This is a genomic window from Rhodococcus sp. SORGH_AS_0303 (assembly GCF_030819335.1).
Classification (GTDB): Bacteria; Actinomycetota; Actinomycetes; order Mycobacteriales; family Mycobacteriaceae; genus Rhodococcoides.
This window is the reverse complement of the sequence record NZ_JAUTBO010000001.1, coordinates 2,161,850-2,185,133: the sequence shown is the minus strand read 5'-3', so window position 1 is coordinate 2,185,133 and position 23,284 is coordinate 2,161,850. Positions and strand designations below refer to the sequence as shown.

Below are 23,284 nucleotides of genomic sequence, written 5' to 3'. Positions count from 1 at the left end.
CGGGCACGATCAGCGCTGCCGCACCCCGGACGGCGTGAGGTCGTAGCGAGCCGTGGTGCTGAGCGTCTGACGCCCGTTCACCACCGCGGCGTGGTTCACCTCGAGACGCAGCGCCTGCGAGTCCGTGGTCAACGACATCACCCCGTTGTCGAACCAGGGACCCGCCTCCGTGCTCCACTCCGCGTGCACGGGTTCCGCCTTGGCTCCGCGCGCCAGGCGCGCGAGCATCCTCGCCACCGGGCGACGGATCGCCAGGCGGTTGACCGCCCGGATCGGCAGGTTCAGTGGATTACGGAACGGCGACATCGTCAGCTGGTACAGAGACGTCGACGTCGACACGCGGGTCTCCGCCTTCGCGACGTAGGAGCAGTGCACGTCACCCGACAACCACACGACCGACTTCGGCGCGTCCGGCCCCACGACCACCTCGTCGACCAGATCCACCATGTCGCCGAACGACTTTCCGAACGCGGCCCAGTGCTCGAGATCGAGCGCGATACGCAGCTTCTCCCCGATCCGACCGAACCGCTTCCCCCACGCGCCCTGCGCCACCGCCTCGTTCCACTGCTCCACCGCGTGCAGCCCCGGAAGCATGAGGAAGGGCAGCGAGGACCCCAGAAGCACGTGCTCCTTTCCCGATTTCAGCGTGTGCTCGCGCACCCATGCCCACTCGACGTCGTCGACCATGGCCCTGCGCTCGGGCGACAGGTCACGCGAACAGCGGCTGTCGATCATCACCAGACGCGTGTTGCCGATGTCGCGGTGATAGCTCCAGCGCGCCGAGGACGGTTCCGCGTCCGCCTTCAGGGCGAACTCGGCGAGCAGCGTCTCACGCTCGGAGTCGCTCGCGGCGGATCGCACGGCCGCGTACATCGCGTCGTCCTCGAGTTCGCGCGGAGACAGGTTGCCCAGGTGTTGGTAGACCCAGTACGAGGAGAAGGCGCCGATCACGCGGTCCTCCCACCAGGACGCCTGTGTCACCTCCGCGCGCCAGTCCGCGGAGGAGTTCCAGTCGTCCCGCAGATCGTGGTCGTCGAGGATCATGCACGTCGGGACCGTGGCCATCAGTTGGCGGACGCGGTCGTCGCCCCACGACTCCTGGTAAAGCCAGGTGTACTCCTCGAAGTCGCAGATCTCGTCCTCGACCTCCTCCGAGCGGGCCCCGGCAGCACGCTCGCCGGCCTCGCGCCGGGCGTGCAGGCGCTCGACGATCTCGGGCGACGGATCGTCCGCGTAGACCTGATCGCCGAGGAAGACCAAAAGATCCGGCCAGGTGTCGGGCTCTTCGCTCGCGACACGGTCGGCGAGCCCGACCAGAGCGTCGGCGCCGATGCGCGTCAACGCCTCGTCGCTGTAGGTGTCACCCCGCCGGCAGGATCCGAAGGCGACGGTGACGGGCTCGTCGTCGCACATCGTGTGCACGACGGCCCGGCGGTCGGGAGTGGGCCACACCTGCTCGCCGTCGATCGCGACGGTGTAGTCGACGAGGGAGTTCTGCGGCAGATCCTCGACGGCGACGAGGGCGTAGTGGTGCCCGTGGAGACCCCACGTGCGCTCGTCCACCGAGGCGCCCGAGGACGTGGTGACCGTGACGGTGCAGGAGTGCGATGTCTCCACCCAGAAGGTCGCACGATCGGTACTGACGTAGCGGACGAACGGCCCCAGGATCAGTCTCTGGTCGATGTCGGTCATTCGATCCAGATTGCCACCAATGCCCGATTTCCGCGCCGTTCACCGGCAACCTGTCGGAAAAGTCTCCCGACGACATGTCCGGGAAAAGCCGCCACGGGGCACGTAGATGTCCCAATTGACGTGTGCGACAGGGGATGTTTACGTTGTTTGGATGACTGTGCGGATGTATTCGGTCGACGATGTCGCCGACATGCTGGGGCTGCACGTGCGCACCGTCCGCGGCTACGTGCGGTCCGGTCGCCTTCCCGCCGTCCGCATCGGCAAGCAGTACCGCATCTCCGGCGAGGACCTCGAGACGTTCACCGGGCAGGCCGCCTCCACACTGCGCACCGAGCATCGCGTCGAGGTCACCTCGATCGTCGACATCGACACCGTCGACCGCGAGACCGCGGATCGGCTGACCGCACTGCTCGCCAGAGCCACCGGGGACGCGCGACCCGACAGTGAACCGTTGCGCGTCAACACCGCCTACGACGCGCAACGCGACCGGCTCAAGGTCGTCGTCCTCGGCGCCCCGCGGGAGGTGTCACGGCTCCTGGACTACCTGGAGGGACTGCTCGCGGCGTGATCGGTGGACGACGTCGATCAACTACCGAAGAACCCACCGGGCACAGGTGCCGGAACGGGAAGGGGGGTCGCCGGACCCTCGGACACCGTGCAGGACGTGTCGAGGTTGCTCGCAGCCGACGGGTCGGTACCGAAGATGTTGGCGCCGCACACCTGGGCGCCGAAGAACTTCGTGCCCGCGAACCGAGCATGCGACAGATCAGCGTCTCGCAGGTAGGACACGGTGAAATCCGTGCCGCTCAAGCCCGTCCGCGTCAGATCTGCCTGATCGAGCATCGTGTCCGACAGTGCTGCATTCGTCAGGTCGGCGTTCGCCAGCGACGCGTGATGGAAGTCCGCGCGGCCGAAGGACGAGCCCGCGAGATTCGCACCCCGCAGATTCGCGCCGGTGAAGCGGCCGCCGAATCCGACCACGCCGGACAGGTCCGCTCCACTGAGGTTCGAGCCCGAGAAGTCGGCTCCCGACAGATTCAAGCCCGCGAGATCCGCGCCGCTCAGGTCCATACCGGTGCAGACCGTGCCGTCTGCCGGCGAGGTGATCACGCACCCTTTGATCTCGGTGGCACCGGCTGCGGCCGGTGACGCCACGGCCAGCGCCGCCGCTGCGACGACGACGGATCCGACACTCGCCCACGAGACGCGTGCGCTACCGAACATTCTGCTGACCATGCGAAGGACCCTCTCGCCGGATGAACTCCCCAGGAAACCGGGTGCAAACAATCTTTCGGTATGTATCCGACCGACAGTAGACACCAGAAGTTTGTGAGATGCAACCAGACGGGCGCCGAGACGCTGTGGGTCAGTTCGGCCGGCAGGCCGCCACGAACCGAGCGAATCCCCGGGCCGTCGCCACCGGATGGGTGTGCAGATACGACGCGTGCACCCGTCCGCCGGCGCCGACGGATCCCTCCTGCACGGTGCTGCCGTCGCGCCGCCAGGCCCACGCGGGTTCGAACGATCCCGCCCGGACGACGTGGGTGCGGTGGAATTCGTGGCCGGTGATGCGCTGGCCGACGTCGAACATCACCGACCCCGTCAGCGCCACCGCGTCTCGATAGCCGAGGGTGAGCCTCGACCCGAACTCGACGTCGAGGTCGAGCACTGCCGCCATGCGGTGCCCGTCCAGCGAGGTGGCCAGGTACAGGAGGCCCGCACACTCACCGTGCACCGGCCACCCGGCGTCGGCGAGAGCCCGGATGTCGTGCAGCAGTGGCTCGTTGGCGGCCAGCTCGGCGGCGTGGAGCTCGGGGAAGCCGCCGGGGACGACCAGGCCGGTGGCACCCTCGGGCAACCGGTCGTGGCGCGGATCGAACACCGCCACGTCCGCTCCCGCGGCACGCAGCACCTCCGGTTGCTCGGCGTAGCCGAACGTGAACGCCGGGCCACCGGCGACGGCGACCACCGGACGCGGACCCTCGATCCGCACCCCCACCGCAGCGTCCGGACTCCACGGCTCCGCCGTCGGAACCTGCGCCGTCGCCGCGATGCGAGCGAGAGCGTCGACGTCGACATGGCGCGACACCAGCTCGGTCATCGCCGCGACGGCGTCGACCGCGGCGGAGCCGTGCTCGGCCGCGGTCACCAGGCCGAGGTGACGCGACGGCACCTCGAGCGCGCCGGCGCGAGGCACCGACCCGATCACGGGAACGCCGACCCGGTCGCAGGCCTGTCGCAGCACCGCCTCGTGTCGCTCACTGCCGACCCGGTTCAGGATCACCCCGGCGACGCGGACCGAGGGGTCGTACGTCGAGAACCCGTGGACCAGCGCGCCGATGCTCTGGCTGTGCCCTCGCGAATCCACCACCAGAATCACCGGCGCACCGATCGCGGCGGCGACCGCGGCCGTGGACCCCTCCGCAGCGGGTCCGGTGGCGTGGGGGTCGATGCGACCGTCGAAGAGACCCATGACGCCCTCGACGACCGCGATGTCGCACCCGCTCGCACCCCAGCGCAGCGCGGGCACCATCGCGTCGCGGCCCGTCATGACGGCGTCGAGGTTGCGACCGGGCCGTCCTGCGGCGACGGCGTGGTACCCGGGATCGATGTAGTCCGGGCCGACCTTGAACGGAGCGACCCGCCGGCCGGCGGCGCGCAGTGCGCCCATGATGCCGGTGGCGATGGTGGTCTTTCCGCTGCCGGACGAGGGGGCCGCGATGACGACGGCGGGCAGATCGTTCACCATTCGATGCCGCGCTGACCCTTGCGACCTGCGTCCATGGGGTGCTTGATCTTCGACATCTCGGTGACCAGATCGGCGGCGTCGAGCAGCGCGGTGGGTGCGTTGCGGCCCGTGATGACTACGTGCTGGTTGCCGGGCCGGTCGGTGAGGGTGCGCACCACGTCGTCGACGTCGATCCACCCCCAGTGCAGCGGATAGGTGAACTCGTCGAGGACGTAGAAGCGATGCCGTTCGTCGCGGATGCGCGCCGCGATCTCCGCCCACCCTTCGCGGGCGTCCTCGGCATGGTCGACCTCGTCGCCGCGCTTGCGCGACCAGGACCATCCCGAGCCCATCTTGTGCCACTCCACGGCGCCGCCGACGCCGGTCTCGTCGTGCAGATCACCGAGGGTGCGGAACACCGACTCCTCGCCGACCTTCCACTTGGCGCTCTTGACGAACTGGAAGACCGCGACGTCGAAGCCCTGGTTCCAGGCGCGCATCGCCATGCCGAACGCGGCGGTGGACTTCCCCTTTCCGGGGCCCGTGTGGACGGCGAGGATGGGGAGGTTGCGACGCTGCCTGGTGGTCAGGCCGTCGTCGGGAACGGTGCCGGGTGCCGGAACTCCCTGTGGCATGGAGGATCTCCTCAGGCTGCGGCCCGGACGACGCCGGCCACGCTCGCCGACGACAGTTCGGGCAGTGAGATGTAGGTGCCGCGCAGGGCGGTCGCGAGGTCACGGGCGAGTCCGAGGCGAACCATGCCGGACTCGCAGTCGACGACCACGGAGGCCACCTTGTCCGCGGCCAGCAGTGCGGCGGCGTGACGGGCTCGTCCCACCGGATCGGGTCCACCGGTGGCTCGGCCGTCGGTCAGGGTGACGACGAGGGCACGACGCCCCGGCTCCCGGACCCGCTCACGTGCGACGACGTCGCGTGTCGTCAGGAAGCCCGACGCGAGCGGCGTTCTGCCACCGGTGCGTACGTCGCGGAGTCGGGTGACGGCGACGTCCACCGACCGGGTCGGCGGGAGGATCACCTCCGCGTCGCTGCCCCGCACCGAGACGACGGCGACGCGGTCGCGGCGTCGGTAGGCGTCGCGCAGCAACGACACGACGGCACCGGTGACCGCCGACAGGCGGTCGCGCGCCGCCATCGAGCCGGAGGCGTCGACGACGAAGACGATCAGATTGCCTTCGCGCCCTTCGCGATCGACGCCGCGCAGATCACCGCCCGCGATGGACAACCGGCCGGACTCGGCCGCTCCCCTGCGCTCCGCGGCACGCATCAGAGTGCCGACGAGATGGAGTGAGCCGCCGGTGAAGTCGGTCGCACGCACGACACGACCCGAGGACACCCGCGCGCGTGAGCGACGGCCGGGTGCGCCGTCGCCGACACCGTCGATCTGCAGGAGCCGGGCATCGAAGCCGTCCCCGGACGCGGCGGTTCCGGAGCTGCCACCGGTCGACGGCCGCGGGGGCGGTTCATCGGCCGACGGTGCATCGTCGGAGCTCGACTGTTCGGGAGCACCGTCCTCGGCAGCGGGATCGGGTGCGCCTCCGCCGTCGTCCGGGTCGGGATCGGGATCGGGCTCCGGTTCCGAACGTCGCACGTCCTCGTCCGCCTGCGACATCGCGTCGTCCAGCTCGCCGTCCGCGAGTCCGGGAGCATCGAACGGATCGCGCCGACGCCGATGGGGCAACGCCAGTTCGACGGCGACGCGCACGTCGTCCTCGGTCACCGTGGTGCCGCCCCGCCACGCGGCGTGAGCGGTCGCGGTGCGCGCGACGACGAGGTCACCGCGCATCCCGTCGACGTCGAAGGCCGCACACACGGCCGCGATACGACGCAGTTCCGAGTCGGGCAGCTCGACGTCGGCGACACGGTCCCGCGCACCGGCGATGCGGGCCGCGATCTCCGCGTCGGCGTCGGCATGCGCCTCGGCGAACGCGACGGCGTCGCGTTCGTAGTCGAGTCGGCGACGGACGACCGTCATCCGCGTGTCGACATCGCGGGAGGCGGAGACGTCCACGGCGAGGCCGAAGCGATCGAGCAGCTGCGGGCGCAGCTCCCCCTCCTCGGGGTTCATGGTGCCGACGAGCACGAAGGTCGACGGGTAGGAGTGCGAGATACCGTCCCGCTCCACGTGTACCCGGCCCATGGCTGCCGCGTCGAGCAGCAGATCGACGAGATGGTCGTGGAGAAGGTTGACCTCGTCGACGTACAGAAGGCCACGGTCCGCTGACGCGAGCAGGCCGGGGGTGAAGGCGCGTTCGCCGTCGCGGACGATGCGCTCGAAGTCGATGGACCCGACGACGCGGTCCTCGGTCGCACCGACGGGCAGTTCGACGAGCCGAGCGGGCCGGGTGCCCGCCGAGTCCGTGACGGGAGGCATCAGCGCCGTCAGCGCACGCACGGCGGTCGATTTCGCCGTGCCCTTCTCACCGCGTACGAGCACGCCGCCGATGCCGGGGTGAACGGCACAGAGTGAGAGCGCCAACAGCAGTCGGTCCTGACCGACGATGGCAGAGAACGGATATCCGGGATTCACGCGTGTGGTCCTGTTCGACCTCGGTGACCGCGCCGAGGAGTCGAGACGATGCTGCGCGTGGTCTCCTCACGCAGCAGTGACACGAACGCTCGGCGATCTGGCTCCGTGATCCGACCTCCTGAAGGAGGCCGGACCACGTCACAGTGGCGGGACCGCGCCCGAGTCACACGGGCTTCTCCGAGACGTTCGTCGGTTGTTCAGTGTCGGTGCAGGCGAGTCAGTTCTTGTCGCCTTCGCTCCAGGGACTGCCGCCGCCGCGCCGCATGGGCGTGTGCGGGATGCCGTCCTCGAGAACTTCCTGGCCGTCCGGGTAGAAGCCGTGCTTTGCGTACATCTCCACCAGGTAGCTCTGCGCGTTGATGCGGCACGGGGACGACCCGACCTCCGCGAGCGCAGCCCGCAGCAGACGCGTGGTGTGGCCCTGCCCGCGCGAGGAGCGGTGGGTGCACAGGCGCCCGATGCGGAACGACTTCTCGCCGTCGTCGTGCTCCTCGAGGAGACGCAGTGTGCAGACCACGCTGCCGTCGCGCTCGAGCCAGAAGTGGCGGGTGTCGGAGAGCAGGTCCTTACCGTCGAGCTCGGGGTAGGCGCAGGCCTGCTCCACCACGAACACCTCCACGCGCAGCTTGAGCAGCTCGTAGAGGGTCTCGTTCGACAGGTCGAGTGCCCAGGATCGCTTGAGTGTTGCAGTCGCCGTCGTCATGTGATGGTGGTATCACACAGTTCCGGAGTGCGCGACCTGCCGGCCGGTGGCCGAGGTCGTGTCGAGCTGCAGCACTCGCGTGGTGTGCGACCAGATCTCGTCGAACAGACGCGGGTTCTCGGCCAGCTTGGTGCCCAGGGACGGAACCATGTCCTTGAGGGTCGGCTCCCACGAGCTGTACCTGTCGGAGAAGCAGCGCTTCAGCACGTCCAGCATCGCCGGCACGGCGGTGGACGCGCCGGGTGACGCCCCGAGCAGGCCCGCGATGGTGCCGTCGCCCGCGTTGATCACGGCGGTGCCGAACTCGAGCACGCCGCCGCGACCCTTGCGACGGATCACCTGGACTCGCTGTCCGGCGGTGACCAGCTCGAAGTCCTTGCCCTGAGCAGACGGCATGAACTCCCGCAGCGTCTCCACGCGGTCGGTCTCGGACTGCAGCAGCTCGGTGACGAGGTACTTGGTGAGGGCCATCTCGGTGACACCGACACCGAGCATCGAAAACAGGTTGTTCGGCTTGACCGAGTTGACGAGATCGGTCATCTTGCCCTGCTTGAGGAACTTGGGCGACCAGCCGGCGTAAGGCCCGAACAGGAGCCCGGGCTTGCCACCGATGACGCGGGTGTCGAGGTGCGGCACCGACATCGGGGGCGCACCGACCGAGGCCTTGCCGTACACCTTGGCGGAGTGCTGCTCGACGAGATCGGGGGTGGTGCACCGCAGCCACTCACCGCTGACGGGGAAACCGCCGAAGCCCTTGACCTCCGCGATGCCCGACTTCTGCAGGAGGTGCAGGGCGCCGCCGCCCGCGCCGACGAAGACGAACTTGGTGACGATCTTGCGCGTGACGCCGGTCCGCCCGTTGTAGACCTTGACGGTCCAGGTGCCGTCGGAGTTCTTGGACAGGTCGCGGACCTCGTGCCCGAAGTTGACCGACGCGCCCTCCACCGCGAGGTGGTTGAGTAGCTGCTTGGTCAGTGCGCCGAAGTCGACGTCCGTGCCGCCGTCGGACCAGTTGAGCGCGATCGGATCACTGAAATCGCGCCCCTTCGCCATCAGCGGGAGGCGACGGGCGAACTCGGTCTCGTCGTCGATGTACTCCATACCGGGGAACAGCGGGTTGCCCGAGAGCGCGTCGTACCGCGCTCGCAGGTACTTCACGTTGTCCTCGCCGTGCACGAAGCTGACGTGCGGGATGGGGTTGATGAAGTTCTTGGGGTCGGCGAGCACGCCGGCCTCCAGCGCGTGCGACCACCACTGCCGCGAGACCTGGAACTGCTCGTTGACGTTCAGCGCCTTGCTGATGTCGACGGAGCCGTCCTTGCCCTGCGGGGTGTAGTTGAGCTCGCAGAGGGCGGAGTGGCCCGTACCGGCGTTGTTCCACGGGTCGCTGCTCTCCGCGGCCGCGGCGTCGAGACGCTCGAAGACGGAGATGGACCAGGTGGGCTCGACCTGACGGAGGAGCGTGCCCAGCGTGGCGCTCATGATGCCCGCGCCGATCAGGACGACGTCGGTCCTCTCCACCTTCGATCCCGACTTGGTGCCGGACTGACTGTTCTGATCGTGTTCGCCCACTGCTGGATCGACTTCCTTCGTCCATCGGCACTCCCGACAGGGAGTGCGGTGCGGATGCTGCTGTCCGCGGCGCCGTGCCGCGTCACCGCGACAGTCACCGTCTCTGTACCCGATTGTGCCCCTCGCCACCCCTGCGAAGCGGCCATTACTGTGTGAGTGTGACTACATGGGCGCCCGATGTACTCGGTGACGATTACGAGCAACTGACCATACCGCTCGGCTCCGACCCGGACGGCGAGGGCGAGGTGCGGGCCACTCTCGTGCGCCTGACGCGGTCCGTGACGGGTTCGGCGACGCCGAAGGGCGCAGTCCTCTACGTGCACGGTTTCACGGACTATTTCTTCCAGCGCCATCTGGCCGAGCACTTCGCCGATCTGGGACACGCGTTCTACGCACTCGATCTGCGCAAGTGCGGACGCTCCATCGACGAGGGGCAGTCGCCGCACTTCGTGTCCGACCTGGCGCTGTACGACGAGGAACTCGACCGGTCGCTGGCGATCGTGCGCGAGGAGACGGGCGCCGAGGTCCTGATGGCGGCGCACTCGACGGGCGGCCTCATCGTCCCGCTGTGGCTCGATCGTCTCGAACGCACCCGAGGGGGCGCCGCTGCCGCCGGCATCTCCGGTCTGGTGCTGAACAGTCCGTGGTTCGACCTCCAGGGCCCACCTCTGGTGCGCAGTGTCGGAACCGTCGCGATCGGTGTCCTGGGCCGCGTCGCTCCCCTGCGCGCGCTGCCGGGCCAGGGTCTGGACACCTACGGCCTCTCCATCAGCTCGGGTGGCAACGGCGAGTGGGACTACGACCTGTCGTGGAAACCGTTGGCAGGCTTCCCCATCAAGCTCGGCTGGATCCGCGCGGTCCGTCGCGGCCACGCGGAACTGCACCGGGGACTCGACATCGGCGTGCCGTCCCTCATCCTCCGATCCAAGGTCACGCGCTTCTCCAAGACGTACGTGCCGGACGTCGACGCCGCGGACGCCGTTCTCGACGTCCGACAGATCGCGCGGTGGGCGGGATGCCTGGGCAACCGCACGACGATCGTCCCGATCGAGGGCGCCCGCCACGACGTCTTCCTCTCCACATCCGAGCCGCTGGAACGCGCCTTCGCCGAGATGGACGACTGGCTGCGGCACCGCGGCAGCGGGTTGTCCGACGCGCCCTCGGGCGGCGACCACGCAGAACTGGCGACCGGATCGTGAGCGCCACGGAGGACACCGGGTCCGACGTCCAGCACTTCGACCTCGCGATCATCGGAACCGGGTCCGGTAACTCGATTCTCGACGAGCGCTTCGACGGGTTGAGCGTCGCGATGTTCGAGGAGTCAATCTTCGGCGGCACCTGCATCAACGTGGGATGCATCCCGACGAAGATGTTCGTCTACGCGGCGGAGGTGGCCCGCGCTGTCACCACTGCGTCGAAGTACGGCATCGACGCCCACATCGACAGGGTGCGGTGGACCGACATCGTGGACCGCGTCTTCGGCCGGATCGACCCCATCGCGGACGGCGGGGAGAAGTACCGCCGCGAAGGTTCGCCCAACGTGACGCTGTTCAGCAGCCACGCACGCTTCGTCGGACCGCGCCGTATCGACACCGGTGACGGCCGTGTCGTCACCGCCGACAAGGTCGTCGTCGCGAGCGGCTCGCGTGCCACCGTCCCCGATTTCATCCGCGACAGCGGCGTCACGTTCCACACCAACGACGACATCATGCGGCTGCCGTCCCTTCCGGAGCGGCTGATCGTGCTCGGGTCGGGCTACATCGCCGCCGAGTTCGCGCACGTGTTCTCGGCCCTCGGCTCGCACGTGACGGTCCTGGCACGCAAGGAGCGCCTCCTCCGCAAGTCGGATCTCGAGATCTCGCAGCAGTTCACCACGCTCGCGCAGGACAAGTGGGACGTCCGGCTCTCGGTCGATGCCACCGGTGTCCGTCAGGACGGCGACGACGTCGTGGTGTCCCTGTCGGACGGCACCGAGGTACGCGGGGACGCGCTGCTGGTGGCGATCGGTCGCGCTCCCAACGCCGATCAGCTCGGCGCCGACGAGGCGGGCATCGACCTGCACGACGACGGCCGCATCGCGGTCGACGAGTTCGGCCGCACGTCGGCCGAGGGCGTCTTCGCACTCGGCGACGTCTCGTCGCCGTACCAGCTCAAGCACGTCGCCAATGCCGAGGCGCGTGTGGTGCAGGAGAACGTCCTGAAGCCGTCGTGGGACGACACGACGGGGTGGAAGCGCTTCGATCACCGCTACGTCCCCTCCGCGGTGTTCACCGATCCGATGATCGCCGAGGTGGGTCTCACCGAGCAGGAGGCTCGTGACCAGGGATACGACATCGCGGTCAAGGTCCAGAAGTACGCCGACGTCGCGTACGGCTGGGCGATGGAGGACGACGAGGGTCTCTGCAAGGTGATCGCCGACCGCGCGACCGGCCGTCTGCTGGGCGCGCACATCATCGGTGAGCAGGCGCCGACCGTGATCCAACCGCTGATCCAGGCCCTCACGTTCGGGCAGTCCGTCCGCGACGTCGCACGAGGCCAGTACTGGATCCACCCGGCACTGCCCGAGGTGGTCGAGAACGCGCTCCTCGGACTCGATCTCGACTGATCGGACGCCGGGTGCGACAACACGCGGATGTCCTCGCCGCGGGACGTCGCCACTCCGTCGGACTGTGCGCCGACGGCTCGGTCACTCTCGCGGGTGACGTGACGGGTCACCGCGTCGAGGAATGGTCCGACGTGGTGGCCGTGGCCGCAGGGAACGTGCACACCGCTCGCAACACCGGACAGTCGCACACCGTGGGGCTGCGAGCCGACGGCTCTGTCGTGGCGACCGGCTGGAACGCGCACGGACAGTGCGACGTCACCGACTGGTCGCACATCGTGGGCGTTGCGGCGGGGTGGCGACGCACACTGGGTGTGGCTGCAGACGGCACCGTCAGGGCCGCAGGTCGCACCGACGAGGGTGCGTGTGAGGTGTCGTCGTGGGCCGGTGTCGTGGCGGTCGCTGCCGGGGACTGGCACTCCGTCGGACTGCGCTCGGACGGAACCGTGATCGCGGCAGGCACCGATTCGCGAGGTCAGTGTTCGGTGACAGAGTGGACGAACATGCGGTCGGTCGCGGCGGGCCATCTCCATTCCGTCGCTCTGACCGTCGACGGAAGAGTGGCGATCGTCGGCGCGAGCGGTGGGAATGCGAACGACTGGGTCGGCGTCGTCGCCGTATCGGCCGGCAGTCGGCACACAGTGGGTCTGCTCGACGACGGTCACGTGGTCGCAGCGGGATACGACGATCGAGGTCAGTGCGATGTCGCGTCGTGGCGAGACATCGTCGCAGTGGCGGCCGGGTCGACGCACACCCTCGGGCTGAGGTCGGACGGCACCGTGTTCGCGGCGGGCAACGGCGATGACGGGCAGTGCGACGTAGAAGACTGGCATGTCCGTCTGGCGTGACATTTCTGGCCCGGAGTGTGTCGGTGGGGTGAGCTACCGTCTGATCTGGCGTCGGGGGGCGCTGCGTTCGGACGTCACCGGGGGGTGAATCGATGTACGAGACAACACTGTCGGTGGACCAGCTGACGGCTGCCAAGAGTGATGCTCAGGCCGCTCTGGCGCTTTCAGTCACGGCGTCGTGTGCGTACGTGCAGGAGTCGTCGCGCCGGCCGGCGGTGCTCGGTCCGGGTGGGGTGTTCGACGCCGAGGCTGCAGAGACCTGTGCGGTGGCGGAGGTCGCGGCGGCGTTGTCGGTGTCGACGCGCACGGTGACCGAGTGGCTGTTCCTGACCCGCACCGCGCATCCTGCGGTGGCGGAGGCGTTCGATGCGGGCCTGTTGGCGTATGCGGCGTTCCGGACGGTGTGCCGATCGGTGGCCGGGGTTCCGAACGCCACCGAAGCGCTGCTGCAGCGGGTGATCGCTGCCGCGTCGAGGTGCACTCCGGGTGCGGTCGCCGCGGCGGTCGATCGGATTCTCGCGGAGTTCGACGCGGAATGGCACCGCATCGCTCGGGAGCGCGCGACGACGGAACGGTACGTCTCGGTCAGGAAGCTGGCGCGAGGTCAAGCCGAGCTGAAGGTTCGTGGCCCCGCAGAGCAGATCGCCGGGATGAAGCGGGCCATCGTCGAGGCGGCCCGAGGGGTGACCGATCCGAGTTCGCTGCCGGCGCGGTTGTTCGACGCTGCGCACGCGATCATCACCGGCACACCTCTGCCGTGCGACTGCGTTGACGAGAGTTGCGCCCACGCGCCGTCGCCGGCCGCACCGGCCCATCATGCCGTCATCGTCCTCGACGCCGCCACGGCGGCGGGGTTGGCAGGGGAACCCGGTCACCTCGTCGGCTGGGGTCCGGTTCCTGCGGACACTGCACGGAGGATCGCCGGGGATGCGACGTGGCAAGCACTCATCACCGCAACCGGCGGAACTGAACCGCGAGCGGGATGCAGCTGCCTATGCCCGGAGCACGACCCACCCACCGTCCCCGACCCGCCTGTGCCGATCACGGGTCGGGAAGTCCGCCGCACCCGCCGCATGCCCGCAGGCTGGACACCGACCACGGGGAAGCTGGGCAGCACGACAGCCCGCAAAGCCAGGGAGCAGGTCGACTATCTCCGCGCGCTCCCACCACCGGCAGTGGACCGAGCCGTCGAGAACCCCGACGGCCATGGGGGGTTCGCCGTACCCCCGGCCGGTGCGTTGACCTACCGGCCGTCCGAGGCGATCGCGTCGCTGGTGACAGCCCTGTATCCGACGTGCGTGCACCGGGGATGTGCTGTGCCCAGCGAGGACTGCGACCTCGACCACGTGGTTCCGTTCGATCATGCGGATCCGGTGTCCGGCGGATGGACGGTCGCCGCCAACCTTCAACCCCTGTGCCGCCGGCATCACGGGTTGAAGACACGGGGGCAGTGGCATTACCGGAAGCTTCGCAACGGCATCGTCCACATCCGCGACTCGCAGGGGAATGACTACCTCACCGCGCCCGGCGAATGATCACCAGGCGCTGGTGCGCATCACGATCTCGGTGGCCAGTGCTGCGGCCGCGGCGTCCGGGGTCGACGAGTCGAGCGTGACGACGCGGTAGTCGCCGTAGACGTAGCGGCTCGTCGCGGACGCCTCCTCCGCAAAGGTGGGGTCCACGACCACCATCGTCGTACGCAACTCGACTGCCGGGCAACCGGAGTCGTCACGAACAGCCGGGTGACCCCGGTCGATGACGACCAGGCTCGACACGCGCCCGAACGTGCGGGCGGCGAGCGACCAGGCGCGGTCGGCGCCCTCTCCCCTGCCGACCAGATTGACCCACGGCAACCCGAGAGCATCGAGCAGCGCAACGAGATCGGTGTCGTTCGGACTCACGCCGGGCTCGAGCGTGACGGTGCGCAGATCTGATGTCGTCAGCCGCGCCGCCGTGTCGTCGAAGACGTCTGCGCCGTCGTCGTCGGCCGGGAGCAACAGCACCGCGTGGCCACTGTCCGGCCCGTCGAGTCGCACGGTCAGATCGCCGGAGGGCAGGGAGACGGTCTGCTGCTGCATGGGACCCGACGCTACCCGACCCTGCACGTTCGCAGCCCTTGCCACGACCGAGCCGAAGGTTGTACGGTTAATTACATGAGTAATGAACCAATGAGGCTGCGGCGCCACCGGGCGCGGTGGTCCCGGTGATGGACGACGGCCGGCCGATCTTCCTGCAGATCGCCGAGATGATCGAGAACTCGATCATCGACGGTTCGCTCGCCGAGGAGAGCCAGGTTCCCTCGACCAACGAGCTGGCAGCCTTCCACCGCATCAACCCCGCCACCGCAGGCAAAGGCCTGAACCATCTGGTCACGGCCGGAATTCTCCACAAGAAGCGAGGAATCGGAATGTTCGTCACCTCGGGCGCACGAGATGCGCTCCGCTTCCGTCGGCGCGAGGGCTTCGCCGAGCAGTACGTCCGGCCGCTCGTGGCCGAGGCACGCAAACTCGGCCTCGGCACCGCCGAACTTCAGGACATGATCGACGCGCTCTCGCACGCGTCGACTGTCGATCCCATGACCACGGAGGTCCGGCGATGACCGCGGCAGTGGCGACGGTCCGTGGTGTCGTCAAGACCTTCGGCGACGTGGCCGCACTCCGGGACGTGACCTTCGAGTTGCAGGAGCATCGCATCCACGGACTGCTGGGGCGCAACGGTGCCGGCAAGACGACGATGATGCAGATCCTCACCGGTCAGGCGTGGCAGGACGCCGGCGACGTTAAAGTGTTCGGCGCCCGCCCATTCGAGAACGCGACCGTCCTGCGCGACGTCTGCTTCGTCAAGGAAAGCCAGAAGTACCCCGAGGACTTCACGGTCGGCCAGGTTCTCTCGTCCGCTGCGACAGTGATGCGTGACTGGGACGAGGACTTCGCCCGCCGGCTGACCGACGATTTCGAACTTCCTCGGAAGCGCAAGGTGAAGAAGCTCTCTCGCGGCATGACGTCGGCACTCGGCGTCGTCGTCGGACTGGCGTCCCGAGCACCGTTGACCTTGTTCGACGAGCCGTACCTCGGTCTCGACGCTGTGGCCCGGCAGATGTTCTACGACCACCTGCTCGCGGACTTCGCGGAACACCCGCGCACTGTCGTGCTGTCCACCCATCTCATCGACGAGGTCAGCGAGCTCGTCGACCGCGTCGTCGTCATCAGTGACGGCACCGTCGTGGTCGACGACGATGCGGAGAATCTTCGCGGACGCGCGGTCACCATCGGTGGGTCCACCGACGCCGTCGAGCGACTCGTCGCGGATCGCGCAGTGCTGCATCGTGAGTCATTCGGATCGATGGCCCGCACCACCGTCGTGGGCCCGCTCACCGAGGCAGACCTCGACCGGGTCGCTGCAGACGGGCTCGCCGTCGAACCCGTGTCGTTGCAACAGTTCGTCGTCCACTGCACCTCGCGCGGACGAGCCACGCTGCCCGCCGTGTCCGACACACGAGAGGACGTCCCGTCATGACCACCGCACTCGACACTCGGACAGCCCCCGCTCGTGACCGCATCGTCTCCGTGATGCGCGTCCACATCAACTACCGCACGCTCGCCTTCGCATGGCCACTCGGCATCCTGGCCGTCATCGTCGGCGTCACGTGGGCGGTGTTGTCCCTCGCTCCCGAAGGCAGTACCGAGATCAAGACGGGCGGGTCGCTGTTCGTCTTCTTCTTCGGCCTGGTGCTGTTCGCGCAGATGGTGACGCAGGTGTTCCCGTTCGTTCTGGGGCTGGGGGTCACGCGCCGCGAATTCTTCCGCGGGACTCTGTGCGTCGCAGCGGCGCATGCTCTCGTGTTCGGAATCGGCATGTTCGTGCTGTCTGTCGTGGAGACGGCGACGAACGGCTTCGGGGTGGGAATGCAGATGTTCGCGCTCGCAACGCCGCTCGCCGGCAATGCCGTCACCGAGCTACTCTTCCTCCTTGCGGCGTTCCTGATGTGCAACCTCGTCGGCGTGCTGGCCGGCGCCGTCTACCTGCGCTGGCGGGTCTCCGGTATCTGGACTGCCGTACTGGTCGAATCCGTCGTCATCGGCGCCGTGATCTTCGTCGTCACCTGGCAGGGGTGGTGGGGCACGATCACCGAGACCATCGCCGACGCACCACGACTGTCGACCATGGTGCTGCTGCCGCTTCTCGTCGCATCCGCGGCCGGTCTGGGAACACACGTCATCCTGCGGAGGACGACTGCGTGACGCGCAGCACGGGTAGGGCGGGAGCTCCCTCGGCGACGAGCGTGAGAAGCGCGTCGACGTCGAGAGAGCTCTCCATGAGGTCGGCCAACAGGTCCACCTGGGCGGTGCGCATCGCGTCGACATCCGTGTCCGGGGCCACCACGAAACCGGTGCGGCCGGCCTGCTCCGCCACCTCCGTGAGGAAGGCCCGACGGAAGTCGTCGTTCTCCAGGAGGCCGTGCCAGTGGGTGCCGCGCACCCGTCCACGAACGCTGCCCTCGGGTTCGTCACCGGTGCCCGTGAACCAGGGCTCGTCGCCGCTTCGGGTCACCCGGCCGTGGTGGATCTCGTAGCCGGTCACGGGGACCGCGCCGGCATACCCGCTGACCCGGGAGAGCACCTTGTCCGCCGCGAATTCGATGTCGAGGTCCAGGAGGCCGAGCCCCTGCACCTGCCCGGCACCCGACTCCACGGCGTCGGTGATCGTTCTTCCCAGCATCTGGTAACCGCCGCAGATCCCGAGGACCGGAGCACCGCGAGCCACGCGCCGCGCCAGCTCGTCCGCGATACCGGTGCGACGAAGCCAGTCCAGGTCCTGGACCGTGGCCTTGGAGCCGGGGAGCACCACCAGATCGGCATCTGCCAGTCGGGAGGCCTCGGTCGCCCAGTGCACCGTCACCCCCGGTTCGCACGCCAGGGCCTCGACGTCGGTGGAGTTCGAGATACGCGGTAACCGCACGGCGGCGACGCGGAGCCACTGCGATCCGATCGGAGGAGCGGGCCGGCCCAGCGGTGCGTCGGCCACGGTCCCGAGGGAGTCCTCGGCGTCGAGCCACAACTCGTCGCTGAACGGAACGATGCCCAACGTCGGTCGGCCCGTGAGAGCCTCGAGGGTGTCGAGTCCCGGTTGCAGCAGCGCGGGATCGCCGCGGAACTTGTTCACGACGAACCCCGCGATCAGTGCCTGATCCGCCGCGTCGAGCACGGCCAGAGTGCCGAAGAAGTGGGCCAGCACTCCCCCGCGATCGATGTCGCCCACGACGATCACGGGAAGGCTCGCAGCGCGCGCCAGTCCCATGTTCGCCAGATCGGTGGCCCGCAGGTTGATCTCGGCGGGTGATCCGGCGCCCTCGCAGATCACCACGTCGAAGTCGGCCCGCAGAGCGTCGAGTTCCTCCGCCACGACCGAGCGCAGATACTGTCGGTGCGTCATGTAGTCGGCGGCGCCCACGGTGCCGGTGGCCCGGCCGCGGACCACCAGTTGCGACGTCCTGTCCCCGCCTGGCTTCAGCAGTATCGGATTGAACCGCACGCTGGGCTCGAGACCGCATGCCCGGGCCTGCAGTGCCTGCGCACGGCCGATCTCCCCTCCGTCCAACGTGACGACGGAGTTGTTGGACATGTTCTGCGCCTTGAAGGGCGCCACCCTCACACCGCGTCGAGCGAGGAGGCGGCACAACCCCGCCACGACGACACTCTTGCCCGCGTCCGAGGTGGTTCCCGCGACCAGAATGGCGCCGCGAAGGGTCAAGGGAGGGTGAGGATCTCGGCGCCCGTCTCCGTGACGACGAGAGTGTGCTCGAACTGGGCGGTCCAGGATCGGTCCCGCGTGACGACGGTCCAGCCGTCGTTCCACTGGTCCCAGTCGATGCCGCCGAGGGTGATCATCGGCTCGATGGTGAAGACCATCCCGGGCTCCAGCACCGTCTCGACGGTGGGCTCGTCGTAGTGCAGCACCACCAGGCCGTTGTGGAAGGTGGTGCCGATGCCGTGGCCGGTGAAGTCCCGGACGACGCCGTACCCGAAACGATCGGCGTAGGCCTCGATGACCCGTCCCACGACGTTCAGAGCGCGACCCGGCTTGACCGACTTGATCGCCCGCATGGTGGCCTCGTGGGTGCGCTCCACGAGCAGGCGCGCTTCCTCGGAGACGTCCCCGGCGAGGAAGGTGGCGTTCGTGTCACCGTGCACCCCGTCGATGTACGCCGTGACGTCGATGTTGACGATGTCGCCGTCCTGCACGACCGTCGAATCAGGGATGCCGTGGCAGATGACCTCGTTGAGCGAGGTGCAGCAGGACTTCGGAAATCCCTTGTAGCCCAACGTCGACGGGTACGCGCCGTGGTCGACCATGTACTCGTGGGCGATACGGTCGAGTCGGTCCGTCGTGACGCCCGGCTCGACGGCCTTTCCGGCCTCCTGCAGTGCCTGCGCGGCGATGCGGCTCGCCAGACGCATCTTCTCGATGGTCTCCGGGGTCTGCACCCACGGCTCGTGGCCTTCGCGCGCAGTCTTCTTCCACGCGTACTCGGGACGCTCGACGGACTTGGGAACATCGAGAACGGGTGAGACGGTGCCGGGTTCGAGAACGGTGCGGACGGACATGGCACCAGCCTAGTCGCCGCCGGTCGCGGTCAGTATCCGGCGGGCAACGCGGTGATCATGTCCCGCGTCACGGCGACGGCATTGTCCGAGCTGCCACCGCGCACGACCAGGGTCGCGAACGCGAGATCACCGCGGTATCCGACGAACCAGGCATGGGATCCGCCCTCGACCTCGGCCTCACCCGTCTTGCCGTACACCTCGCCCTGGTCGGCGATCCGGTCCGCGGTGCCGCTCGTGACCACCGAGCGCATCATCCCGCGGAGTCCGTCGACCATGGCCGGCTCGATCTGCGGGTGGTCACCGTCGATCGTGGTCTCCTCCCCCTGGATCAGCCGCGGAACGGGCGTCGATCCGTGTGCGACGGTCGCGGCGGCGAGAGCCATGCCGAACGTCGACACCAGCACCTTTCCCTGTCCGAACCCGTCCTCGGTGCGCTGCACCAATTCCTCTGCGGGCGGGACGGATCCCGACTCGGTGGGCAGACCCACGACGCCGTAGTCGGGCCCGACGCCGAACATGGCCGCCGCGTCGGTGAGAGCACTCGCGGACATCTCACTGGCGAGCTTCGCGAACGAGGTGTTGCACGAGCGCGTGAAGGCCGTGTTCATCGAGACGTCCCCGAGGGAGAACTCGTTGTAGTTGGGCACGCTGCGCTCGCCGATGACGATGCGGCCCGGGCACGGCACGGTGGTCTCGGGCGTCGCGAGTCCCTCCTCGATCGCCGCACCCGCCGTGATGATCTTGAAGGTGGAGCCCGGCGGGTAGAGGCCGGTCGAGGCCACGGGACCGTCCCGATCCGCCGCCGGGTTCTGCGCCACCGCGAGGATGTCGCCTGTCGACGGCTGGATCACCACCATCATTGCCTGGTCCCGTGACACGTTGACGGCGTTCTGTGCGGCCACCTGCACCGGACGGTCGAGGCTGATACTGATCGACGGAACCGGCTGCGGCGCCGTCTCGGTCAACACACCGGTGTCCGCGCCGTTGGTGTTGACCGCCACGACGCTCCAGCCCGCGGCACCGTCGACGCGGTCCATCACGGTCTTCTTCACCTGGCTCACCAGGTCGGGGGCGAACGTGCGATCGGTGGAGACCAGGTCGGACTGCTCTGTCACCGACACCCCGGACAACGCGAGCAGACCGGGCGCGACGGCGTCGTAGTCCTCGTCCCGGAGGGTCATCAGGCGGTACGGGCCCTGCGTCGCGGTCGCCGACTCCACGATGGACTGCGCCGTGATCGACGCGTCGAAGGGCTTCAGGATGCGTTCGAGGGTGCGCGCCGTGCCCACCACGTCGGTCGACTCGGCGGCGTCGAAGGACACCCCCTGGACCACCCCGGGGACCAGGACGTCCGACCCCGCGTGCTCGTTGACCCGCGCCCGCGGCGCCGACGTGGACCGCAGCACCATCGACTGGGTGTCCCCGAGCTTGGGGTGCAGATCGGTCGAGTTCCACCGGACCACCCAGGCCCCGTCGCGTCGGCCCATCTGCAGGGCCCCGTCGTAGGTCCAGGTGCGGTCCTTCGGAAGGTGCCACGTGTAGGTGTAGTCGACGGTCGCGGTGTCGCCGTTCACGCTCACCGCGCCGGTCGCCGCGTCGAGCGACTCGGCCTGTAGGCCGTCCCACGCCTGATCGACGGCGGCGGTCGCGAGGTCCGGCCGATCCGTGGCCTGCGCCGCGGCGGCACTGTCACGCTCGGCCAGCGCGGAGACGAACGAATCGGCCGCGGACTCGGGGCCCTGCGGTTTCGGGGTGCACGCCGAGGCCGCCACCGCGGTGATCGCCGCGACGAGCACGATCAGGACGCGGGTGGCACGGCCGTGTTCACGAGAGGTCATCGATCCTCATCGTAGGGCGACGGGACGCCCGCGGCCCTCACCCTGACAGCGTGTCAGTCGAGCAGAACTGTGGAGAAGGTGGCGACGCGCTCGAACCCGACACGCTCGTAGGCACGGCGGGCGGGCACGTTGAAACTGTTGACGTACAGGCTGGCCGTGCGGCCGCTGTCGACCACCGCGGCCGCCACGGATGCGGTCCCCGCGGTGCCGAGCCCGCGCCCGCGGTAGAGCGGGTGCACCCACACGCCCTGGATCTGACCGACCGAGGTGGACAGCGATCCGACCTCGGCCTTGAAGACGACGCGGCCCTCCTCGAACCTCGCCCAGGCGCGACCCGCCGCGATCAGCGAGGCGATGCGCCGCCGATAGCCGCGTCCGCCGTCGCCCGCGCGCGGATCGACGCCCACCTCCTCGATGAACATCGCCACGGCAGCGGTGAGGTACACGTCCAGCTCGTCGACGGTGACGCGTCGGACGTAGGGGTCCACGGCGGTAGGCGCGCTCGTCAACGCCAGCAGTGGCTGCTCGGCACGCACCTCACGCGGGGTCCCCCAGTCCGCGGCGAGCATGTCCCACAACGGCAGCGTCAGTTCGGCTCGCCCCACCAGCGACGAGCAGACGCGGGGAGAGCGCAACGCGCGCTCGGCGAAACTCCGGAGATCGTCGTAGGTACCGAACAACGGCACGAGATTGGCTCCCGAGAAACACAGGGACGATGCCGGACCTCCGCGTGACCACAGTTCACCGTGGTTGTCGCGGGGCTCCACGCCCGATTCCTCGACACGTGCCAGCACCATGCACGATGCGACGGGATCACTGCGCAGCACACGGACGACCTCGTTCGTGTCGCGGCTCGTCAGCGCCTTAGCGCCGAGCAGCTTGAGCATCCCGCCACCTCCGTGACCACCGATCCGCACCGAGCACACCCGTTGTCATGGTGACACTGCCAGGAAATGTCGCCGCAGACGAGGAGAATCAGCTGACCGACACGACGGGCGATCCGCCGGCGGCTTCCTGGTCGGACTCGTACGACTCGGCGATACGCATCGCCTCCTCGATCAGGGTCTCCACGATCATCGCCTCGGGCACCGTCTTGATGACCTCGCCCTTGACGAAGATCTGTCCCTTGCCGTTTCCGGACGCCACACCGAGATCGGCGTCGCGCGCCTCACCGGGACCGTTGACGACGCAGCCCATGACGGCGACGCGGAGCGGGATCTCCATGCCCTCGAGTCCGGCCGTCACCTGGTCGGCGAGGGTGTAGACGTCGACCTGTGCGCGTCCGCAGGACGGGCAGGAGACGATCTCGAGCTTGCGGGGACGGAGGTTGAGGGACTGCAGGATCTGGGTCCCAACCTTGATCTCCTCGTTGGGCGGCGCGGACAGCGAGACGCGGATCGTGTCGCCGATGCCGTCGGCCAGCAGCGATCCGAAGGCGACGGCGGACTTGATGGTGCCCTGGAACGCCGGCCCGGCCTCGGTCACGCCGAGGTGCAGCGGGTAGTCGCACTTGGCGGCGAGCTGACGGTAGGCCTCGACCATGATGACCGGGTCGTTGTGCTTGACCGAGATCTTGATGTCGCCGAAACCGTGTTCCTCGAAGAGGCCGGCCTCCCACAGCGCCGACTCCACCAGCGCCTCGGGCGTGGCCTTGCCGTACTTCTGCATCAGGCGCGGATCGAGGGATCCTGCGTTGACTCCGATACGGATGGGGATGCCCGCGTCACCGGCCGCCTTCGCGACCTCCTTGACGCGGCCGTCGAACTCCTTGATGTTGCCGGGGTTCACGCGCACGGCGGCGCACCCGGCATCGATGGCCGCGAAGATGTACCGCGGCTGGAAGTGGATGTCCGCGATGACAGGGATCTGCGACTTGCGCGCAATGGTCGCCAGGGCGTCCGCATCCTCCTGACGCGGGCACGCGACGCGGACGATGTCGCATCCCGCGGCGGTGAGTTCGGCGATCTGCTGCAGGGTGGAGTTGATGTCGTGAGTCTTGGTGGTGCACATCGACTGCACCGAGATCGGCGAGTCGCTGCCGACACCGACGCTGCCCACCTGAAGCTGACGAGTCTTCCGTCGCGGTGTGAGCACCGGTACGGGTCCGGCCGGCATGCCCAGTCCAACGGTCACTTCGATCCTTTCGAG

General features: G+C 68.6%; 21 protein-coding genes and 1 riboswitch. Of the genes, 8 read left to right on the top strand and 13 right to left on the bottom strand.

Annotated features, from left to right (window positions below; translation table 11 throughout):
* Positions 1 to 9 precede the first annotated feature (9 nt).
* Positions 10 to 1,692, bottom strand: a complete 1,683-nt coding sequence (locus QE449_RS10345) for an alkaline phosphatase D family protein (RefSeq protein WP_027505066.1) — start codon at positions 1,690 to 1,692, stop codon at positions 10 to 12.
* Between the two features lie 151 nt (positions 1,693 to 1,843).
* Here QE449_RS10345 and QE449_RS10340 point away from each other — a divergent pair, with 151 nt between their 5' ends.
* Entirely contained in the window at positions 1,844 to 2,260 is a 417-nt protein-coding gene (locus tag QE449_RS10340) for a helix-turn-helix domain-containing protein (protein ID WP_027505065.1), read from the top strand.
* Between the two features lie 17 nt (positions 2,261 to 2,277).
* Here QE449_RS10340 and QE449_RS10335 read toward each other — a convergent pair whose 3' ends face one another.
* The 6 genes from QE449_RS10335 to mqo form a co-directional block, all read right to left on the bottom strand.
* Entirely contained in the window at positions 2,278 to 2,928 is a 651-nt protein-coding gene (locus QE449_RS10335) for a pentapeptide repeat-containing protein (RefSeq protein WP_307108769.1), read from the bottom strand.
* Positions 2,929 to 3,058: 130 nt separating this feature from the next.
* A complete protein-coding gene (locus QE449_RS10330; RefSeq protein ID WP_222649198.1) occupies positions 3,059 to 4,441 on the bottom strand; it encodes a cobyrinate a,c-diamide synthase in 1,383 nt (460 codons plus the stop codon).
* A complete protein-coding gene (cobO, locus tag QE449_RS10325; protein ID WP_027505063.1) occupies positions 4,435 to 5,055 on the bottom strand; it encodes a cob(I)yrinic acid a,c-diamide adenosyltransferase in 621 nt (206 codons plus the stop codon). The genes QE449_RS10330 and cobO overlap by 7 nt, the downstream gene beginning before the upstream one ends.
* Before the next feature lie 11 nt (positions 5,056 to 5,066).
* Positions 5,067 to 6,968, bottom strand: a complete 1,902-nt coding sequence (locus tag QE449_RS10320; protein ID WP_307108768.1) for a VWA domain-containing protein — start codon at positions 6,966 to 6,968, stop codon at positions 5,067 to 5,069.
* 94 nt (positions 6,969 to 7,062) lie between these two features.
* A riboswitch (cobalamin riboswitch) is annotated at positions 7,063 to 7,146 on the bottom strand.
* Between the two features lie 39 nt (positions 7,147 to 7,185).
* Positions 7,186 to 7,671 (bottom strand): GNAT family N-acetyltransferase, encoded by a 486-nt coding sequence (locus QE449_RS10315; protein WP_027505061.1) that lies wholly within the window; start codon positions 7,669 to 7,671, stop codon positions 7,186 to 7,188.
* Between the two features lie 12 nt (positions 7,672 to 7,683).
* Positions 7,684 to 9,243, bottom strand: coding sequence for a malate dehydrogenase (quinone) (gene mqo, locus QE449_RS10310; protein WP_307108767.1), 1,560 nt, complete (start codon positions 9,241 to 9,243; stop codon positions 7,684 to 7,686).
* A gap of 158 nt (positions 9,244 to 9,401) precedes the next feature.
* On the opposite strand from mqo, the gene QE449_RS10305 reads away from it, so the two are divergent.
* The 4 genes from QE449_RS10305 to QE449_RS10290 all read left to right on the top strand — a co-directional run bounded on the left by QE449_RS10305 (position 9,402) and on the right by QE449_RS10290 (position 14,228).
* Positions 9,402 to 10,442, top strand: a complete 1,041-nt coding sequence (locus QE449_RS10305; RefSeq protein ID WP_307108766.1) for an alpha/beta hydrolase — start codon at positions 9,402 to 9,404, stop codon at positions 10,440 to 10,442.
* On the top strand, positions 10,439 to 11,848 hold the full coding sequence (gene mtr / locus QE449_RS10300; RefSeq protein ID WP_307108765.1) for a mycothione reductase: 1,410 nt from the start codon (positions 10,439 to 10,441) through the stop codon (positions 11,846 to 11,848). Before QE449_RS10305 ends, mtr begins: the two co-directional genes overlap by 4 nt.
* Positions 11,849 to 11,859: 11 nt before the next feature.
* Positions 11,860 to 12,693 carry a chromosome condensation regulator gene (locus tag QE449_RS10295; protein WP_307108764.1) on the top strand — a complete coding sequence of 278 codons (834 nt, stop codon included), beginning with the start codon at positions 11,860 to 11,862 and terminating at the stop codon, positions 12,691 to 12,693.
* A 92-nt stretch (positions 12,694 to 12,785) separates the two neighbouring features.
* A complete protein-coding gene (locus QE449_RS10290; RefSeq protein WP_307108763.1) occupies positions 12,786 to 14,228 on the top strand; it encodes an HNH endonuclease signature motif containing protein in 1,443 nt (480 codons plus the stop codon).
* Here QE449_RS10290 and QE449_RS10285 read toward each other — a convergent pair whose 3' ends face one another.
* Positions 14,229 to 14,771 carry an alpha/beta hydrolase gene (locus QE449_RS10285; RefSeq protein ID WP_307108762.1) on the bottom strand — a complete coding sequence of 181 codons (543 nt, stop codon included), beginning with the start codon at positions 14,769 to 14,771 and terminating at the stop codon, positions 14,229 to 14,231. It lies immediately after the preceding gene.
* Between the two features lie 125 nt (positions 14,772 to 14,896).
* Here QE449_RS10285 and QE449_RS10280 point away from each other — a divergent pair, with 125 nt between their 5' ends.
* Genes QE449_RS10280 through QE449_RS10270 form a run of 3 tightly spaced genes read left to right on the top strand, consistent with a single transcriptional unit; the run spans position 14,897 to position 16,934 of the window.
* Complete coding sequence (locus tag QE449_RS10280; RefSeq protein ID WP_197027756.1) at positions 14,897 to 15,292, top strand: GntR family transcriptional regulator; 396 nt, start codon at positions 14,897 to 14,899, stop codon at positions 15,290 to 15,292.
* The gene (locus tag QE449_RS10275) at positions 15,289 to 16,209 is read left to right on the top strand and encodes an ABC transporter ATP-binding protein (RefSeq protein WP_307108761.1); all 921 of its coding nucleotides are present in this window, start codon (positions 15,289 to 15,291) and stop codon (positions 16,207 to 16,209) included. The genes QE449_RS10280 and QE449_RS10275 overlap by 4 nt, the downstream gene beginning before the upstream one ends.
* Positions 16,206 to 16,934, top strand: a complete 729-nt coding sequence (locus QE449_RS10270; RefSeq protein ID WP_307108760.1) for an ABC transporter permease — start codon at positions 16,206 to 16,208, stop codon at positions 16,932 to 16,934. The genes QE449_RS10275 and QE449_RS10270 overlap by 4 nt, the downstream gene beginning before the upstream one ends.
* Here the strand turns inward: QE449_RS10270 and QE449_RS10265 are convergent.
* The 5 genes from QE449_RS10265 to ispG all read right to left on the bottom strand — a co-directional run bounded on the left by QE449_RS10265 (position 16,909) and on the right by ispG (position 23,275).
* Positions 16,909 to 18,444 carry a cobyric acid synthase gene (locus tag QE449_RS10265; protein ID WP_307108759.1) on the bottom strand — a complete coding sequence of 512 codons (1,536 nt, stop codon included), beginning with the start codon at positions 18,442 to 18,444 and terminating at the stop codon, positions 16,909 to 16,911. The two genes, QE449_RS10270 and QE449_RS10265, sit on opposite strands and share 26 nt — an antisense overlap.
* Positions 18,441 to 19,298 carry a type I methionyl aminopeptidase gene (map, locus tag QE449_RS10260; protein WP_027505052.1) on the bottom strand — a complete coding sequence of 286 codons (858 nt, stop codon included), beginning with the start codon at positions 19,296 to 19,298 and terminating at the stop codon, positions 18,441 to 18,443. The genes QE449_RS10265 and map overlap by 4 nt, the downstream gene beginning before the upstream one ends.
* A gap of 29 nt (positions 19,299 to 19,327) precedes the next feature.
* On the bottom strand, positions 19,328 to 21,136 hold the full coding sequence (locus QE449_RS10255) for a penicillin-binding transpeptidase domain-containing protein (RefSeq protein ID WP_307108758.1): 1,809 nt from the start codon (positions 21,134 to 21,136) through the stop codon (positions 19,328 to 19,330).
* A gap of 53 nt (positions 21,137 to 21,189) precedes the next feature.
* Positions 21,190 to 22,023 (bottom strand): GNAT family N-acetyltransferase, encoded by an 834-nt coding sequence (locus tag QE449_RS10250; RefSeq protein WP_027505050.1) that lies wholly within the window; start codon positions 22,021 to 22,023, stop codon positions 21,190 to 21,192.
* 88 nt (positions 22,024 to 22,111) lie between these two features.
* The gene (gene ispG, locus QE449_RS10245) at positions 22,112 to 23,275 is read right to left on the bottom strand and encodes a flavodoxin-dependent (E)-4-hydroxy-3-methylbut-2-enyl-diphosphate synthase (RefSeq protein ID WP_155956970.1); all 1,164 of its coding nucleotides are present in this window, start codon (positions 23,273 to 23,275) and stop codon (positions 22,112 to 22,114) included.
* Positions 23,276 to 23,284: the final 9 nt, after the last annotated feature.